This window comes from Enterobacter sp. PI-10 (genome assembly GCF_027947695.1).
Taxonomy (GTDB): Bacteria; Pseudomonadota; Gammaproteobacteria; order Enterobacterales; family Enterobacteriaceae; genus Enterobacter; species Enterobacter vonholyi.
In genome coordinates, this window is sequence record NZ_JAJNOG010000006.1 from 178,987 (window position 1) to 195,900 (window position 16,914).

Sequence of the window (16,914 nt, forward strand, 5' to 3'; positions counted from 1 at the left end):
ACCACGTAAAAGACCGTTCATGGGAGCGGTCCCAATGCGTTTATCGTACCATGCACGGGCATTTATTGTCGAATGTCCAGTCGGGGATCAGATACTGCATCGCCATCGCGTCATCGCGCGCGCCCAAACCGTGTTTCTGGTACAGCTCATGGGCCTTCATCACCTGGTCCATATCCAGCTCAACCCCCAGCCCCGGAGTGGAAGGCACCTGCACCATGCCACCTTTGATTTCAAACGGCTGCTTAGTCAGACGCTGATTACCCTCCTGCCAGATCCAGTGCGTGTCGATAGCGGTAATCGTCCCCGGAGCGGCAGCGGCAACGTGCGTGAACATTGCCAGCGACACGTCGAAGTGGTTGTTAGAGTGCGAACCCCAGGTCAGGCCAAACTCATGACACATCTGCGCCACGCGCACCGAGCCCTGCATCGTCCAGAAGTGCGGGTCCGCCAGCGGAATGTCGACAGACTGCAATGACAGCGTGTGTCCCATCTGACGCCAGTCGGTAGCAATCATATTGGTCGCGGTTGGTAGCCCCGTTGCTCGGCGGAATTCCGCCATCACTTCACGGCCCGAGAAACCTTGTTCAGCCCCGCACGGATCTTCCGCATACGCCAGCACGCCTTTCAGCTGTTTACCAATTTTGATCGCTTCATCAAGCGACCATGCTCCGTTAGGATCCAGCGTCACGCGCGCCTGTGGAAAACGTTTTGCCAGTGCGGTGACGGCTTCCGCCTCTTGTTCCCCGGCCAGCACGCCGCCCTTCAGTTTGAAATCATTAAAGCCATATTTTTCGTACGCGGCTTCCGCCAGGCGCACCACCGCATCCGGGTTCATCGCCTCGTCGTGGCGGAGTCGGTACCAGTCGCATTGTTCATCCGGCTGGCTCTGATACGGCAGCGGTGTCAGCCTGCGGTCGCCGACAAAGAACAGATAGCCCAGCATTTCCACTTCGCTGCGCTGCTGTCCTTCACCCAACAGCGACGCGACGTTGACCCCCAAATGCTGACCCAACAGATCCAGCATCGCGGATTCAATCCCGGTCACCACGTGAATGGTGGTACGCAGATCGAAGGTCTGCAGGCCTCGTCCCCCGGCATCGCGATCGGCAAAGGTGTTGCGCACGGTGTTCAGGACATTTTTGTACTCACCCAGCGTTTTGCCCACGACCAGCGGAATGGCATCTTCCAGCGTCTGGCGGATCTTCTCCCCGCCCGGAATTTCGCCCACGCCCGTATGGCCGGAATTGTCTTTGATAATGACAATATTGCGGGTAAAGAATGGCGCATGCGCGCCGCTCAGGTTCATCAGCATGCTGTCATGGCCCGCAACCGGAATGATTTGCATGGAAGTGACGACAGGGGTCGTAAAGGTACTCATCGTGTAATCCTTTTATCAGTGACGTCCAAAAACAGGGCGCTTACGGTCAAATGTCCAGCCGGGGATAAGGTACTGCATCGGGCCCGCGTCGTTACGCGCGCCGCCCGGTAGCTTTTTATACGCCTCATGGGCTTTATGGATCCGATCCCAGTCCAGCTCCACGCCCAGACCCGGCGCATCCGGTACGGCAATTTTGCCATCTATGATTTCCAGCGGATTTTTCGTCAGTCGGGCTTCACCTTCCTGCCAAATCCAGTGGGTATCGATGGCGGTCGGGTTACCCGGCGCCGCCGCGCCAACGTGGGTAAACATCGCCAGCGAAATATCAAAGTGATTGTTCGAGTGACAGCCCCAGGTGAGCCCCCACTCATCGCACAGCTGGGCCACGCGAACTGCGCCTGAGAGCGTCCAGAAGTGCGGGTCCGCCAGCGGTATGTCGACGGCGTTAAGCATCACCGCGTGACCCATTTCGCGCCAGTTGGTGGCGATCATATTGGTCGCGACCGGCAGCCCGGTGGCGCGACGGAACTCAGCCATGACTTCACGACCCGAGAATCCTTGCTCCGCGCCACAGGGGTCTTCTGCATAGGTCAGGACATCGCCCAGCCCTTTGCACAGGCTAATGGCTTCATCCAGCAGCCATGCGCCGTTGGGATCGACGGTGATCCGTGCATCAGGGAAGCGTTTTTTCAGCGCCCGGGCCGTTTCAATCTCCCGCTCGCCGGGCAGCACGCCGCCCTTCAGCTTGAAATCCTTAAAGCCGTAGCGATCCTGCGCCGCCTCGGCCAGCCGTACCACCGCGTCGCTGGAGAGCGCTTCCTGATGGCGCAGCTGATACCAGTCGTGATCGCCCGCGGTTCGGGCCAGATAGGGGAGATCGGTTTTATTACGATCACCAACGTAAAACAGATAGCCCAGCACGGTAACAGCTTCGCGCTGTTTGCCGGGCCCCAGCAGCTCGCAAACCGGAACATTGAGCGCCTTACCCAGTAAATCGAGCAGGGCGGCCTCCAGGGCGGCGACGGCGTTGACCCGCAGTTCAAACGTCCAGGCACCTTTACCGAACGTATCAAAATCCGCCGACTGATTGCCCTTATGCACCCGCTGAACCACCTTATTCAGACGAGCGACCTCCTGGCCCACGACCTGCGGAATGGCATCAACCAGCGTCTGGTAAATCACCTCTCCACCAGGAGCCTCGCCCACGCCGGTGTTCCCTGCGCTGTCTTTCAGCACGACGATATTACGGGTAAACCATGCGTTATGTGCACCGCCTATATTGAGCAGCATGCTGTCCTGTCCGGCCACCGGGATGACCTTCATCTCCGTGATGGTTGGACTCGATTGCGTTGTCATCATCCACGCTCCGCTACAGGTTTAAGTTCGACGCGTTTGATATCCCCCACCAGCACCAGGTAACTCAGCACCGCCACCAGCGCATGCACACCTACGTAAATCAGCGCACCGTTAAAGGAGCCGGTGGTGCCGACGATGTAGCCGATAGCGATGGGCGTAACAATCCCGGAGATGTTGCCGAACATGTTGAACAGACCGCCGCTCAGGCCGCTGATCTCTTTCGGTGCCGTATCCGCCATCACCGCCCAGCCCAGCGCGCCAATGCCTTTGCCGAAGAAGGCCATCGCCATAAAGCCGATAATCATCCACTCGGCATTAACATAGTTACAAAACACCATGGTCATGGAGAGCAGCATGCCGAGCACGATAGGCGTTTTACGCGCGATGTTCAGGGAACCGGTGCGGCGCATCAGCCAGTCGGAAATCACCCCGCCGAGCACGCCCCCCACGAAGCCGCAGATGGCCGGGACCGAGGCAACAAATCCCGCTTTCAGAATCGACATGCCGCGTGCCTGCACCAGGTATACCGGGAACCAGGTGATGAAAAAGTAGGTCAAGGCGTTGATACAGTACTGGCCCAGATAGATCCCGATCATCATGCGCGAGCCGACGAGCTGCCTGATCTGCGCCCATTTCTGGCTGAACGGCACTTTCGCCGTCGAGGATTTCTGATCCATGTTGATCAGCGCGCCGCCTTCTGCGATGTACTCCAGCTCTTTTTTGTTTACGCCAGGATGCTGGTTGGGTTCGTGGATCACTTTCAGCCAGATAAAGCTGATGACGATCCCAAGCCCGCCCATGAAGAAGAAGACGTGTGACCAGCCCACCTCATGGGTCAGCCAGCCCATAATGGGCGCAAAGATCACCGTCGCGAAGTACTGTGCGGAGTTGAAAATCGCCACCGCCGTTCCCCTCTCCTGCGCCGGGAACCAGGCCGCCACAATGCGGCTGTTGCCCGGGAAGGAAGGTGCTTCCGCTAGCCCCACCAGGAAGCGCAGCGTGAAGAGCGCCACGATAATGCCGAAGCCGCTGAAGATATCAACGAAGCCCTGCAGCAGGGTAAAGGCAGACCAGATGAAGATGGACCAGAAATAGACGCGTTTCGAGCCAAAACGGTCCAGCAGCCAGCCGCCAGGAATTTGCCCGATGACGTAGGCCCATGAGAATGCGGAGAAAACGTAACCCATCCCCACCGGATCAAGGCCGATATCTTTTGCCATTTCCGAACCGGCAATCGACAGCGTGGCGCGGTCACCATAGTTAAAGGACGTGACGATAAACAGCATCACCACTATCCAGTAGCGGGCATTGGTGCGCTTTTCAGCGCTGCTCGCTGCGTGGCTTAATGTACTCATTGTTGCACTCCTGAAACATAGCTTTCGCCTGGTTCATTCTGTACAGCACCGGTAGGGTAATCAGAATGAGATTGGTTTTTGTCGTTTTAGTACGGCCTGAAGCCGTTTTATAGTGACCGGGAAAGTATATGAAGGAGAGCCTCTTCTCCTCACCGTGCAAAAACACAACATTGAAAGGAGTAGGGAACGTGGTTTGGGGCATAAGCCCAAAGCAGTGGAAGATGCTTCACGGAATCGAGGATTTGGTGCGGCTTCGTTGCCGGGTGGCGGTTAAGCCTTACCCGGCCTGGAGAACTATTTAAGCAGCGTTGCCCAGTGTTCGACCCACGGGTTTGATTCGCTTTCTGGCTCCGGGTGCTCGCCCGCGTCAATCAGCAGCATCTCGCCGACGCGCTGTGCGCTCTGTTCCTGCAGGAGCGCATCGAACTGCTTGCCGCCGCCGCAGAAGTTAGCGTAAGAGCTGTCGCCGAGGGCGATGATGCCGTAGTGAACATCTGGCTGATAGCCAAGCTGGTCTTTAATGCCCTGGAACAGCGGCACGATGCTGTCCGGCAGGTCGCCCTGCCCGGTGGTGGAGGTCACCACCAGAATGTATTTATCTTTATACTTTTCCCAGTCCGCCAGCTCCGGATCTTCATAGACCGTGGCTTTATGGCCCTGGCTGGCGAGTATTGCCTCAGCCTCTTCCGCTACCAGCAGCGAGTTGCCGTACATTGTGCCGACAAAAATGCCTACTTCAGCCATGCTATTTTCCCATATTGAATGCGCTTACTCTTCATCCTGAACGTTGCCCGATACAAACTCAACCCTTTCATTTTCGGGGAGTTGTCCCAGCCAGCCAAACTGTGACAGCGCCTGCATCCAGACGTCGTCCAGCCGCGCACGGATAGTCAGCGGCTCGCCGGTAAACGGGTGCGTCAGGCTGAGCTCGCTCGCGTGCAGCATCAGACGATGGCAGCCAAAGTGTTCGGCCGCGCTGCGGTTCTGGCGTAAATCACCGTGTTTGCTGTCGCCAATAATCGGGTGGCGCAGATGCGCAAGGTGGCGTCGCAGCTGGTGCTTACGCCCGGTTTTGGGCAGAAGCTCAACCAGGCTGTAGCGCGTGGTCGGAAATTTGCTGGTTGCCACCGGCATTTCCGTCGTCGCCATACCGCGATAATCAGTCACGGCGGGCTGCGGGCCTTTGTCATCGCGGGCAAATTTATCGGCGATTTTGTCCAGCTCCTCCACCAGCGGGTAGTCCAGCGTGGCGGACTCGGTCAACCAGCCCCGCACGATCGCGTGGTAGCGCTTCTGGATCTGATGTTGTTCAAACTGCTGCGCCAGCAGACGCCCCGCCTCGCTGGAAAGCCCCATCAGCAGCACGCCGGAGGTCGGCCGGTCGAGACGATGGGCGGTAAAAACATGCTGACCAATCTGATCGCGAACGGTCTGCATCACCACCACTTTCTCATCACGATCGAGCCAGCTGCGGTGTACCAGCCAGCCGGACGGTTTATTCACCGCCACCAGCCACTCGTCCTGATAGAGGATCTCAAGCGTCATGCATCTTCACCGGCAAACAGGGAATCCAGTTTTTCCAGTTCGACCAGCATGACGTCGCGCGCAGGATGCGTCGCTTCGAGCGCCATTTCATAATAGGGAGAGACAGCAAACGCCTGCGGCAGCGGATGACCGCCCTCAAGCAGGGCGTGCATGCGCGGAATTAACACCCACTGCAGCCACTCAAACGGGGCCAGCGTATCCAGGCAGAAAGGCTGGGTGCTCGCGAACGCTTCTGGCTGCGGCGCGGTCTCCTGCCACAGCTGATGTTGGCGCAAAAGGGCTTCGATGGCGTGCAACTGAGCACGAACGCTATCGTGTTGCGTCATAGTAACCTCAACTGAAAAAGTGAACGGCGCGCAGCATAGCATTGCGGAAGGCAGAAATAAAAAAAGGGAGCACTGTAAAAACAGTGCTCCCGGTTCGTTTCGCAGCATTCCAGCTACAATTCGTGCTCCCTGCTCATCCGTGACAACTTTTCCTGAAGCCCGAAGGCCTGGTCATCCGTCTACCTTTTGCATCCTTCACACATCTTCCTGACGTGTTTGTTTCATCCTGAAACGTCCTGGCCTTCCTGACCCACCGACCATCCTGACCGGCTCTCATTCTCCTTCCTGGAGGTGTCCCTTACGCATCCTGCGTTATCCGCTTCGCTTCATCCTGAAGCCTTCCTGCAGCGCCATCCTGACGAGTCCTGACTGAGAAACGCCATCATCCTGATGTTCGTTTCTCGTGTCGGCTTCCTGTCGACGGAGATAGAATCCGCTATTCCGCTTCGTCTTACAACCCACTCAGCCAGCGTTGTAAGACGCAGGGACTCCCTAAAAATAATAGGACGAACCACTAATCTATTGAAAAATAGATTGATATTAATCTGAATTAAATGAGGTAAGACTGAATGTTCCAGCGATCTCTCACAAACGTTGTAAGAGATCTCTCACACGCGATATAGCATCAGGGATTACAGAAGTGGCTCAAGTCGGGTGAGGAAATCCGCAAGAGAGGGGGCGAGAGTCTCGCGATTGCGGGTACCGATAGTCTCTTTAACCACTTCACCTGACAGGTTACAGACGGATAACACATCCAGTTCGCTGTCCAGCGTGGCAATAAAGAGCGTTGGAGAAAGCTTAAGGCGTTTTTGCGTGACAAGATGACCAATCAGGTTTTCCTGAACACGCTGCAGATCGTCTTCGCTCCAGGTCTGCAACAGCGTCAGCGTGATATCGGCAAAGCGCGCGGGCATATCCCCTGCAAACTGCGCGGTATAAAATGCGTGAACCGCTGGTTGTACCACAATGTCCATTGCCCGCTCAACCGCATTTACATTTTGCTCGCCGTCGAAGGGTTTTGGTTGCCAGATAACGTAACCGTCGAGCGAAGAGATAATACACGGTGAAGGTACGCCATATAAATCAGAACTTTGCGGCCACGAGCCCTGCTTTTCATGCCATGCGTCGCAGTAGCGGGTCGTAAAGGTAGTGAGGGCATTTGCAGTTTCGATGTCCACCGATTTCTCTCTTCTTGTCAGACAGGATAAACTCAGGCCATAAGTGTACCTGTAAAGTGGCTATGAAACATGTCTTACGAAAATCATCAGGCGTTAACCGGCTTAACGCTGGGTAAATCGACCGATTACCGCGATACCTACGATGCAAGCCTGCTGCAGGGCGTGCCGCGCAGCCTGAACCGCGATCCTCTGGGTCTGCACGCAGACGCGCTGCCGTTCGTGGGTGGCGATATCTGGACGCTGTACGAACTCTCGTGGCTCAACGCACGCGGCCTGCCGCAGGTGGCGGTGGGCCACGTTGAGCTGGACTATGCCAGCGTGAATCTCGTCGAGTCTAAAAGCTTTAAGCTCTATCTCAACAGCTTTAACCAGACAAAATTTAACAGCTGGGACGACGTTCAGCACACGCTGGAACGTGATTTAAGCGCCTGCGCGCAGGGAAAGGTGAGCGTTTCACTGTATCGCCTGCACGAGCTGGAAGGGCAGCCAATCGCCCACTTCAACGGGACCTGCATCGACGATCAGGATATTGAGGTGGAGAATTATGAATTTAGCGCCGATTACCTCGAAAACGCGGCGAGTGGCAAGGTGGTCGAAGAGACGCTGGTCAGCCATCTGCTGAAATCCAACTGCCTGATCACCCACCAGCCGGACTGGGGCTCGGTGCAGATCCAGTACCGCGGCCCGAAAATTGACCGGGAAAAATTGCTGCGCTACCTGGTGTCATTCCGACATCACAACGAATTCCACGAGCAGTGCGTGGAGCGCATCTTTAGCGATATTCAGCGCTTCTGCCAGCCAGAAAAACTGAGCGTTTATGCGCGCTATACCCGCCGCGGCGGTCTGGACATCAACCCGTGGCGCACCAACACCGATTTTGTGCCGGCGACCGGACGGCTGGTGCGTCAATAATATAAATATTTTCACAATATGCGCGGTATCTTCCGCGCTTTAGGTTGTGAAACGTCACGCGCCAGGGCTATTGTAATCAACAGGGAAAGACGATAATCGTCCCGTAAGGAGCTCACTTGATTACACATATTAGCCCGCTTGGCTCAATGGATATGTTGTCGCAGCTGGAAGTGGACATGCTTAAGCGCACGGCCAGCAGCGATCTTTATCAACTGTTTCGTAACTGTTCACTTGCCGTACTGAACTCCGGAAGCCTGACAGATAACAGTAAAGAACTGCTGTCCCGCTTCGAAAGCTTTGATATCAACGTGCTGCGCCGCGAGCGTGGCGTGAAGCTTGAAGTCATCAACCCGCCGGAAGAGGCCTTTGTTGACGGGCGTATCATTCGTTCACTTCAGGCTAACCTGTTTGCCGTGCTGCGTGACATCCTGTTTGTTAACGGGCAGATCCACAACGCAGGTCGTTTCCAGCATCTCGATCTGGAAAGCTCGGTCCATATCACCAACCTGGTGTTCTCCATTTTGCGTAACGCCCGTGCCCTGCACGTCGGCGAAGCGCCGAACATGGTTGTCTGCTGGGGCGGCCACTCCATTAACGAAACCGAATACCTTTATGCCCGTCGGGTTGGAACGCAACTCGGCCTGCGTGAGCTGAATATCTGTACCGGCTGCGGTCCGGGTGCGATGGAAGCACCAATGAAAGGAGCGGCGGTTGGGCATGCGCAACAGCGTTATAAAGAGGGACGGTTTATCGGCATGACCGAACCGTCCATCATCGCCGCTGAGCCACCTAACCCGCTGGTTAATGAGCTGATTATCATGCCGGATATTGAGAAGCGTCTTGAAGCGTTTGTCCGTATCGCCCACGGCATTATCATCTTCCCGGGCGGCGTGGGGACAGCGGAAGAGCTGCTCTATCTGCTGGGTATTCTGATGAACCCGGCCAACAAGGATCAGGTTCTGCCGCTGATCCTGACCGGGCCAAAAGAGAGCGCCGACTACTTCCGCGTGCTGGACGAGTTTATCGTGCACACGCTGGGTGAAGCCGCGCGTCGTCACTATCGCATCATCATTGACGATGCCGCGGAAGTGGCGCGCCAGATGAAAAAAGCGATGCCGCTGGTGAAGGAGAACCGTCGCGATACCGGCGATGCGTACAGCTTTAACTGGTCAATCCGTATTGCGCCAGACCTGCAGATCCCGTTCGAGCCAACGCACGAAAATATGGCGAACCTGAAACTCTACCCGGACCAGCCGGTGGAAGTGCTGGCTGCCGATCTGCGTCGCGCCTTCTCCGGTATTGTCGCGGGCAACGTGAAAGAGATGGGCATCCGCGCCATTGAACAGTACGGTCCGTACAAGATCCACGGCGACCCGGAGATGATGCGCCGCATGGACGACATGCTGCAGGGCTTTGTCGCCCAGCACCGCATGAAGCTGCCAGGCTCAGCCTACATTCCTTGCTACGAAATCTGCACATAACGCTTAGCGATATCTCATCAAAGCCGGGTCGCCCTGTTGCGCGTCCCGGCTTTTTTTATTCCTGATGTAATTCATACGAATCACTTATGTCTTTAACAAACTATGCCCAAACGCAAACGATTACCTTGTTTTCTCAACCGTAAATTATCAGCCTTAAACTAAATTACCCGTCAGAAAATACTAAAAACCCCTTTCTTTACAGCTAAAGACACCTATATCACGGGCCAGTCTTTCAGCTCACATGTCGTTGGTGGTAGCCTTCGCGCCCGTAAATTCTCTTTGGTGTTTTTTTAACAGATAAATGGTCTAAAGATGCCCACATCATAAGTGGATTATTGCATTTGGGATCAGGATCACTGATAGATTCATAACTAGAATGTATCTTTCCGCCCGCCAATAGTTACGGGCAAAAATTATTAAAAAACCGTCACTGAACGAATTTCATATTACCGTCAGGCACTTTTTCATCGGATTTGACTAAAAACCTGACAATTCGCTTCCTCCAGGAGATACAGATGGAAACCACTCAAACCAGCACCGTTGCTTCGATTGAATCCCGAAGTGGTTGGCGCAAAACGGATACCATGTGGATGCTTGGCCTTTACGGCACGGCAATCGGCGCTGGTGTACTGTTCCTTCCTATCAACGCAGGCGTCGGCGGTCTGATTCCGCTGATCATTATGGCTATCATTGCTTTCCCGATGACCTTCTTTGCACACCGCGGTTTGACCCGCTTCGTGCTGTCCGGTAAAAACCCGGGCGAAGACATCACTGAAGTGGTTGAAGAGCATTTCGGCGTGGGCGCAGGTAAGCTGATTACCCTGCTCTACTTCTTCGCGATTTACCCTATCCTGCTGGTTTACAGCGTGGCGATTACCAACACCGTTGAAAGCTTCATGCTGCACCAGCTGCACATGACGCCGCCTCCGCGTGCCATCCTGTCTCTGATCCTGATTGTCGGCATGATGACCATCGTGCGCTTCGGTGAGCAGATGATTGTGAAGGCGATGAGCGTGCTGGTGTTCCCGTTTGTGGCTGCACTGATGCTGCTGGCCTGCTACCTGATCCCACAGTGGAACGGTGCAGCGCTGGAAACCCTGTCCCTGAGCAGCGCATCGGCGACCGGTAACGGCCTGCTGATGACCCTCTGGCTGGCGATTCCGGTAATGGTCTTCTCCTTCAACCACTCTCCAATCATCTCTTCCTTCGCCGTTGCGAAACGTGAAGAGTACGGTAACGGCGCAGAGAAGAAGTGCTCCAGCATCCTGGCACGCGCTCACATCATGATGGTTCTGACCGTTATGTTCTTCGTCTTCAGCTGCGTACTGAGCCTTTCCCCGGCGGATCTGGCTGCAGCGAAAGAGCAGAACATCTCTATCCTGTCTTACCTGGCGAACCACTTTAACGCACCGCTGATTGCGTGGATGGCACCGATCATCGCGATTATCGCCATCACCAAATCCTTCCTGGGCCACTACCTCGGCGCACGTGAAGGCTTCAACGGTATGGTGATTAAATCTCTGCGCGGTAAAGGCAAGAGCATTGAAATCAACAAGCTGAACAAAATCACCGCGCTGTTCATGCTGCTCACCACCTGGGCAGTAGCGACCCTGAACCCAAGCATCCTGGGCATGATTGAAACCCTGGGCGGCCCGGTCATCGCGATGATTCTGTTCCTGATGCCGATGTACGCGATTCAGAAAGTCCCTGCTATGCGTAAGTACAGCGGTCATGTGAGCAACGTGTTTGTGGTCATCATGGGTCTTATCGCAATCTCTGCGATCTTCTACTCCCTGTACACCATGTTCTGATTACCACCCGCGCCGTTTTCGGACGGCGCACTCCTCCCTCTCTGACTGAAAGCAATGGACGCATCATGATTAGCGTATTCGATATCTTCAAAATCGGTATTGGTCCTTCCAGCTCTCATACCGTCGGACCGATGAAAGCCGGTAAGCAGTTCACGGATGACTTGATTGCACGCGGCATCTTGCACGACATTACGCGCGTGGTTGTAGATGTGTACGGCTCGCTTTCCCTGACCGGGAAAGGCCACCATACCGATATCGCGATTATCATGGGCCTGGCGGGAAACCTGCCGGATACCGTTGATATTGATGCGATCCCTGGTTTCATCCAGGACGTTAATACCCACGGGCGCCTGCTGCTGGCGAACGGCGAGCACGAGGTTGAATTCCCGGTTGACCATTGCATGAATTTCCATGCGGACAACCTGTCGCTGCACGAAAACGGCATGCGCATTACCGCGCTGGCCGGCGAAAAAGCGGTATACAGCCAGACGTATTACTCTATCGGCGGCGGTTTTATCGTCGACGAAGACCACTTTGGTCAAACCAGTACCTCTTCTGTCGAGGTGCCGTATCCGTACAAAACGGCGGCAGACCTCCAGCGCCACTGCCAGGAGACGGGCCTTTCCCTCTCCGGCCTGATGATGAAAAACGAGCTGGCACTTCACAGCAAAGAGGAGCTCGAACAGCACTTCACAAACGTTTGGGAAGTGATGCGCGGCGGTATTGAGCGCGGGATCACCACCGAAGGCGTTCTGCCGGGCAAACTTCGCGTGCCGCGTCGTGCTGCAGCGCTGCGCCGTATGCTGGTGAGCACCGACAAAACGACCACGGACCCGATGGCCGTGGTGGACTGGATCAACATGTTCGCCCTGGCGGTAAACGAAGAGAACGCCGCAGGGGGCCGTGTGGTCACCGCGCCGACCAACGGTGCCTGCGGTATCGTTCCGGCGGTGCTGGCGTACTACGACAAGTTTATCCGTGAAGTGAACGCGAACTCGCTGGCGCGCTACCTGCTGGTGGCCAGTGCAATTGGTTCGCTGTATAAGATGAACGCGTCTATTTCCGGTGCGGAAGTGGGCTGTCAGGGTGAAGTCGGCGTGGCGTGCTCTATGGCGGCGGCGGGTCTGGCGGAACTCTTGGGCGCAAGCCCGACGCAGGTGTGCATCGCAGCGGAAATCGGCATGGAACATAACCTGGGGCTGACCTGTGACCCGGTTGCCGGCCAGGTACAGGTTCCGTGCATCGAGCGTAACGCGATTGCCTCCGTGAAGGCGGTTAACGCGGCACGTATGGCGCTGCGCCGCACCAGCGAGCCGCGCGTCTGTCTCGATAAGGTTATCGAAACCATGTACGAAACCGGTAAAGATATGAACGCCAAATACCGCGAAACCTCTCGCGGCGGCCTGGCGATGAAGATCGTAACCTGCGATTAAGCCTCTCAGGAAGCCTCGTTTTGCGAGGCTTCTTCCTGTTTTCCCCACCATTCATAGTTTCACGCTGCTGACAGTGTTACCCTTCACGTATGAGATAGAAGGGAGATTATCTGTGGCCGTTCATTTACTTATCGTCGATGCACTAAACCTGATTCGCCGTATCCATGCGGTACAGGGGACGCCTTGTAAAGACACCTGCCTGCACGCTCTGGAACAGCTTATCCGCCACAGCGAGCCCACCCATGCGGTCGCGGTTTTTGATGACGAAGACCGCAACACGGGCTGGCGACACCAGCGTTTGCCCGACTACAAAGCCGGACGCGCACCGATGCCGGACGATCTTCACGCTGAATTGCCCATGCTGCGCGCTGCATTTGAACAGCGGGGCGTCCCCTGCTGGGGCGCACAGGGAAATGAAGCCGACGATCTCGCAGCCACTCTGGCCGTAAAGGTAGCCAGCGCCGGGCATCAGGCCACTATCGTTTCAACTGACAAAGGCTACTGTCAGCTGCTCTCCCCAACTATCCGCATTCGCGACTATTTTCAAAAACGCTGGCTGGACGCGCCGTTTATTGCCAGCGAGTTCGGCGTCTCGCCCGGACAACTGCCGGATTACTGGGGGCTGGCAGGCATCAGCAGCTCTAAGGTTCCGGGTGTCGCCGGTATTGGGCCGAAAAGCGCCGCGCAGCTGCTGGACGATTTTCAGAGTCTGGAAGGGATTTACGCCCGTCTGGATGAGGTGCCGGAAAAGTGGCGCAAGAAGCTGGAGGCGCATAAAGAGATGGCGTTTATCTGCCGGGAAATCGCAACGCTACAGACGGATTTACAGCTCGACGGGAATTTACAGCAGCTGCGTTTAGAACGTTAAAACCACTACACAGTTTTTTGCCCGGTAAGCGCAGCGCCACCGGGCAAAACAAAGCACGCACTATCGCTCGTCGCGACGTCCGCCGACCGCTGCCCACCAGCGACGAATGTGCACCGTCACCTCTTCGCGGTCGTGATACAGCTGACGCGCCTGGATCTCCACGTTAATACCGTGTTCATCCATCTGCTCCTGAATGTAGGCCAGGTTCTGCGACACTTCCTCATAGCGCTTTTTCATCGGCAGCTTGAGGTTGAAAATGGTCTCACGACACCAGCCGTTGACAAGCCAGGAGGCCATCAGCGCGGCGACTTTTGCCGGCTTCTCAACCATATCGCACACCATCCACGAGATGTTGTTACGGTTCGGGCGATAGCGGAAACCGTCTTCACGCAGCCAGGTGACCTGCCCGGTGTCCATCAGGCTTTGCGCCATTGGGCCGTTATCAACGGACGATACCCACATGTTGCGTTTCACCAGCTGATAGGTCCAGCCGCCCGGGCACGCGCCAAGGTCGACGGCGTACATGCCGTTTGCCAGACGCTCATCCCACTCATCCGCCGGGATAAAGACGTGGAACGCCTCTTCCAGCTTGAGCGTGGAACGGCTTGGCGCATCGGCCGGGAAGCGCAAACGCGGGATGCCCATAAAGAAGGGAGAGTTGTTGGTGGTGTACGAATAGCCTGCATAGCAGCAGCCCGGTGCGATAAAGAAGATATGCACCACCGGACGCTTCGGCGTTTCGTAGTTCGTCAGCACGCCCGCATCACGCAGCGCCGCACGCAGCGGCACGGTGAACTTACGGCAGAACTTCATCAGCTCTTTACTTTCGTTGGTATCCGCCACTTCAACGCGCAGATCGCCGCCCTTTTCCACCACGCCCTGCAGCATGCCGACAATTGGCGTGATGCGGTCTTCCGGCGGAAGATCCTTCAGCAGCTCACCCGCAACAAACATCTGGCGAGCAAAGATCAGCGAGCTGAACGGCAGCTCGCGTGCCAGCTTGTCTGCGTCTTCGGGCTGGTAGCACTCGAATACCACATAGCCCGCGTTCTCTTTTACGCGGGCAAAGCCGAAGACTTCGCGCTTCGCCGCTTTATCGGTAATTTCCGCGGCGCACTCTTTCTCAAACCCCGGGCGACAATATAAAACAACCTTATTCATGAACAACGCCCTTGCGTTTCAGACGGATAGCTCCGATAAACATTAATACCCAACCCGCCAGGAAGCTGAAGCCACCGACGGGTGTAACGAACGCCCACAGGCGCAGATGTGAGAGCGCAAGGCAGTACAGGCTACCGCTGAATAACACGGTACCTAGCGCCATAAACACGCTGCTCCAGTAAAACCAGATACTGATACGACGCTGCATCGCCACCGCCAGCCCAAAAATAGCCAGCGTGTGGAATGCCTGATATTCAAGGCCGGTCTGGATCCAGCCCATCTCTACAGCGCCCAAAGACTTGCTTAATACATGTGCGCCAAAGGCGCCCAGTGCAACAAAAATAAAGCCACTCACCGCGGCAAAAATCAGCATGAATCGGCTGGTCATGTTTAAGTCCTGAGTTGATGCGTGCCCGGCACACAAACGTTATTGTTCATACCTGAAGCGGAATTTTTCTTGCTCGGTTGCCGCTTTCGCCAGTATCCACTGCCGGAAGGCGGCTATTTTACCCAGTTCTGCCTGACTGTCATGACAAACCAGATAAAACGCATTCTTGCTGACCAGTACATCATTAAAAGGGCAGACCAGGCGGCCTGCCTCAATTTCAGACTGCGCCATGACGTTGTTCGCCAACGCCACGCCTTGTCCGTGAATGGCAGCCTGTAACACCATCGCACTGTGGCTAAAGATGGGTCCCTGCTGCACGTTTATATGAGTAAGACCTAATTGACGGGTATAAGTTTGCCAGTCGCGGCGAGAGGCATCATGCAAAAGCGTATGCTGCGCCAGATCAGCGGGAGACTTCAGCGCCTTGTCGCCCGTTAACAGCAGGGGAGAACAGACCGGCAGGAGATATTCTGCGTATAATTTCTCAACACGCAAGCCCGGCCAGTTACCGCGACCATAAAAAATGGCGACATCCACGTCATCGGCCAGCTTGTCCTCCTGACGATCTACCGCCTGGATTCGAACGTCGATCCCCGGATAAGCTGAGTTAAAGCTTGAGAGTCTGGGCACCAGCCATTGGATCGCAAAACTGGGCAATAAACTGACAGTCAGGGCACCTTTTGCACTGCGAGCCTGCAGCTTACGCGTGGCTTCCGTAAGCTGGGAAAAAATCTCTTTAATATCCTGAAAATAGCTCTGCCCCTCTTCGGTCAACAGCAACGAACGGTTGCGTCGACGAAACAGCTTAAGGCCCAGAAAATCCTCCAGAGACTTGATTTGGTGACTTACTGCGGCCTGTGTCACAAAAAGCTCATCTGCTGCGCGGGTAAAGCTCAGGTGACGTGCTGCTGCATCAAAAACACGTAATGCATTAAGAGGTGGCAATCGCTTTGACATGGTTATCTGGCTTAGATGTTAACGGATTTTAACAAACAGGAAACAACGTTTAACCTATTAGTTTTTTTTATCTGAGCCATTATAATTTGTCCGTTGAGGAACTACCAGCAAATACCTATAGTGGCGGCACTTCCTGAGCCGGAACGAAGAGCTTTTTTCGGAATGCGTGTTCTGAAGGGCTTTTGGCTTACGGTTGTGATGTTGTGTTGTTGTGTTTGCAATTGGTCTGCGATTCAGACCACGGTAGCAACGCTACCAATTTTTCACTTCCTGTACATTTACCCTGTCTGTCCATAGTGATTAATGTAGCACCGCCAATTTGCGGTGCTTTTTTTTCGCTTGCGATCTGTTAATGCTCGATCTCTTTCATCTCTTTCACGTCCGTGCGGTTGATCTGCTGCTTGTTCCCGTTAGCATCTTTGTACGAAATCATCCCGGTATCATTATCGGTAGTCGGTTTCCCTTCCGAAACGATAGAACGACCATCGTTGGTGTGCATCACGTAGTTATTACCAGAACAGGCGCTCAGGGCAAAAGTAAACGCACAGGCAGAAATGATTGCAGCTGTCTTATTCATGATTATTCTCCTTTAGCAATTAATGCTATTCAAACCTCGATTTATAACAGGCTAAAACATCCGCCTAACACTATTTAGCATAACCTGCTTTTTTAGGGTCATCAGGATAAGCAGACAATTCTGATAGATATCAACCTCCTTGCCCTGCAGCTGAAATTGCGCGACGATCGCTATATTGAAATGAGGAA

General features: G+C 55.1%; 16 protein-coding genes. 5 read left to right on the forward strand and 11 right to left on the reverse strand.

Translation table 11 applies throughout. The features are described from left to right. Positions 1 to 40 precede the first annotated feature (40 nt). The 7 genes from gudD to syd all read right to left on the reverse strand — a co-directional run bounded on the left by gudD (position 41) and on the right by syd (position 7,138). On the reverse strand, positions 41 to 1,378 hold the full coding sequence (gene gudD / locus LRM19_RS14790) for a glucarate dehydratase (RefSeq protein WP_271369230.1): 1,338 nt from the start codon (positions 1,376 to 1,378) through the stop codon (positions 41 to 43). A 15-nt stretch (positions 1,379 to 1,393) separates the two neighbouring features. Then, positions 1,394 to 2,734, reverse strand: coding sequence for an enolase C-terminal domain-like protein (locus LRM19_RS14795; protein ID WP_271369257.1), 1,341 nt, complete (start codon positions 2,732 to 2,734; stop codon positions 1,394 to 1,396). Further along, positions 2,734 to 4,089: a galactarate/glucarate/glycerate transporter GudP gene (gene gudP / locus LRM19_RS14800; RefSeq protein ID WP_090418491.1), complete on the reverse strand. Its 1,356-nt coding sequence runs from the start codon at positions 4,087 to 4,089 to the stop codon at positions 2,734 to 2,736. The genes LRM19_RS14795 and gudP overlap by 1 nt, the downstream gene beginning before the upstream one ends. Before the next feature lie 294 nt (positions 4,090 to 4,383). Further along, a complete protein-coding gene (locus LRM19_RS14805; protein WP_029741558.1) occupies positions 4,384 to 4,833 on the reverse strand; it encodes a flavodoxin in 450 nt (149 codons plus the stop codon). Positions 4,834 to 4,857: 24 nt separating this feature from the next. Next, positions 4,858 to 5,634: a tRNA pseudouridine(65) synthase TruC gene (gene truC / locus LRM19_RS14810; RefSeq protein ID WP_047173523.1), complete on the reverse strand. Its 777-nt coding sequence runs from the start codon at positions 5,632 to 5,634 to the stop codon at positions 4,858 to 4,860. After that, positions 5,631 to 5,960, reverse strand: coding sequence for a YqcC family protein (locus LRM19_RS14815; RefSeq protein ID WP_047173524.1), 330 nt, complete (start codon positions 5,958 to 5,960; stop codon positions 5,631 to 5,633). Before LRM19_RS14815 ends, truC begins: the two co-directional genes overlap by 4 nt. A gap of 632 nt (positions 5,961 to 6,592) precedes the next feature. Next, on the reverse strand, positions 6,593 to 7,138 hold the full coding sequence (syd, locus tag LRM19_RS14820; protein WP_115876189.1) for a SecY-interacting protein: 546 nt from the start codon (positions 7,136 to 7,138) through the stop codon (positions 6,593 to 6,595). A gap of 69 nt (positions 7,139 to 7,207) precedes the next feature. Between syd and queF the strand changes: the two genes are divergently transcribed. From queF to xni, 5 genes are all read left to right on the forward strand, one after another. Continuing rightward, positions 7,208 to 8,050: an NADPH-dependent 7-cyano-7-deazaguanine reductase QueF gene (queF, locus tag LRM19_RS14825; RefSeq protein WP_127732188.1), complete on the forward strand. Its 843-nt coding sequence runs from the start codon at positions 7,208 to 7,210 to the stop codon at positions 8,048 to 8,050. A 116-nt stretch (positions 8,051 to 8,166) separates the two neighbouring features. Further along, on the forward strand, positions 8,167 to 9,531 hold the full coding sequence (gene ppnN / locus LRM19_RS14830) for a nucleotide 5'-monophosphate nucleosidase PpnN (RefSeq protein ID WP_023309027.1): 1,365 nt from the start codon (positions 8,167 to 8,169) through the stop codon (positions 9,529 to 9,531). A gap of 515 nt (positions 9,532 to 10,046) precedes the next feature. Continuing rightward, complete coding sequence (locus tag LRM19_RS14835; protein WP_111965430.1) at positions 10,047 to 11,342, forward strand: HAAAP family serine/threonine permease; 1,296 nt, start codon at positions 10,047 to 10,049, stop codon at positions 11,340 to 11,342. Between the two features lie 65 nt (positions 11,343 to 11,407). Beyond that, positions 11,408 to 12,775 (forward strand): L-serine ammonia-lyase, encoded by a 1,368-nt coding sequence (locus LRM19_RS14840; RefSeq protein ID WP_271369232.1) that lies wholly within the window; start codon positions 11,408 to 11,410, stop codon positions 12,773 to 12,775. Between the two features lie 112 nt (positions 12,776 to 12,887). Beyond that, positions 12,888 to 13,643 carry a flap endonuclease Xni gene (xni, locus tag LRM19_RS14845; RefSeq protein ID WP_271369233.1) on the forward strand — a complete coding sequence of 252 codons (756 nt, stop codon included), beginning with the start codon at positions 12,888 to 12,890 and terminating at the stop codon, positions 13,641 to 13,643. Positions 13,644 to 13,703: 60 nt separating this feature from the next. Here the strand turns inward: xni and rlmM are convergent, their stop codons facing one another. The 4 genes from rlmM to LRM19_RS14865 form a co-directional block, all read right to left on the reverse strand. Next, positions 13,704 to 14,804, reverse strand: coding sequence for a 23S rRNA (cytidine(2498)-2'-O)-methyltransferase RlmM (gene rlmM, locus LRM19_RS14850; protein ID WP_111965427.1), 1,101 nt, complete (start codon positions 14,802 to 14,804; stop codon positions 13,704 to 13,706). Beyond that, positions 14,797 to 15,192, reverse strand: a complete 396-nt coding sequence (locus tag LRM19_RS14855) for a DUF423 domain-containing protein (RefSeq protein ID WP_023309031.1) — start codon at positions 15,190 to 15,192, stop codon at positions 14,797 to 14,799. Before LRM19_RS14855 ends, rlmM begins: the two co-directional genes overlap by 8 nt. Positions 15,193 to 15,231: 39 nt before the next feature. Next, the gene (gcvA, locus tag LRM19_RS14860; protein ID WP_032643156.1) at positions 15,232 to 16,149 is read right to left on the reverse strand and encodes a glycine cleavage system transcriptional regulator GcvA; all 918 of its coding nucleotides are present in this window, start codon (positions 16,147 to 16,149) and stop codon (positions 15,232 to 15,234) included. A gap of 349 nt (positions 16,150 to 16,498) precedes the next feature. Continuing rightward, positions 16,499 to 16,726 carry a YgdI/YgdR family lipoprotein gene (locus LRM19_RS14865; protein ID WP_008499648.1) on the reverse strand — a complete coding sequence of 76 codons (228 nt, stop codon included), beginning with the start codon at positions 16,724 to 16,726 and terminating at the stop codon, positions 16,499 to 16,501. Between the last annotated feature and the right edge of the window lie 188 nt (positions 16,727 to 16,914).

Coding starts and splice junctions, on each gene's coding strand:
- gudD (WP_271369230.1), bottom strand. CDS start 1,378: ATGAGTACCTTTACGACCCCTGTCGTCACTTCCATGCAAATCATTCCG.
- LRM19_RS14795 (WP_271369257.1), bottom strand. CDS start 2,734: ATGACAACGCAATCGAGTCCAACCATCACGGAGATGAAGGTCATCCCG.
- gudP (WP_090418491.1), bottom strand. CDS start 4,089: ATGAGTACATTAAGCCACGCAGCGAGCAGCGCTGAAAAGCGCACCAAT.
- LRM19_RS14805 (WP_029741558.1), bottom strand. CDS start 4,833: ATGGCTGAAGTAGGCATTTTTGTCGGCACAATGTACGGCAACTCGCTG.
- truC (WP_047173523.1), bottom strand. CDS start 5,634: ATGACGCTTGAGATCCTCTATCAGGACGAGTGGCTGGTGGCGGTGAAT.
- LRM19_RS14815 (WP_047173524.1), bottom strand. CDS start 5,960: ATGACGCAACACGATAGCGTTCGTGCTCAGTTGCACGCCATCGAAGCC.
- queF (WP_127732188.1), top strand. CDS start 7,208: ATGTCTTACGAAAATCATCAGGCGTTAACCGGCTTAACGCTGGGTAAA.
- LRM19_RS14835 (WP_111965430.1), top strand. CDS start 10,047: ATGGAAACCACTCAAACCAGCACCGTTGCTTCGATTGAATCCCGAAGT.
- LRM19_RS14840 (WP_271369232.1), top strand. CDS start 11,408: ATGATTAGCGTATTCGATATCTTCAAAATCGGTATTGGTCCTTCCAGC.
- rlmM (WP_111965427.1), bottom strand. CDS start 14,804: ATGAATAAGGTTGTTTTATATTGTCGCCCGGGGTTTGAGAAAGAGTGC.
- LRM19_RS14855 (WP_023309031.1), bottom strand. CDS start 15,192: ATGACCAGCCGATTCATGCTGATTTTTGCCGCGGTGAGTGGCTTTATT.
- gcvA (WP_032643156.1), bottom strand. CDS start 16,149: ATGTCAAAGCGATTGCCACCTCTTAATGCATTACGTGTTTTTGATGCA.
- LRM19_RS14865 (WP_008499648.1), bottom strand. CDS start 16,726: ATGAATAAGACAGCTGCAATCATTTCTGCCTGTGCGTTTACTTTTGCC.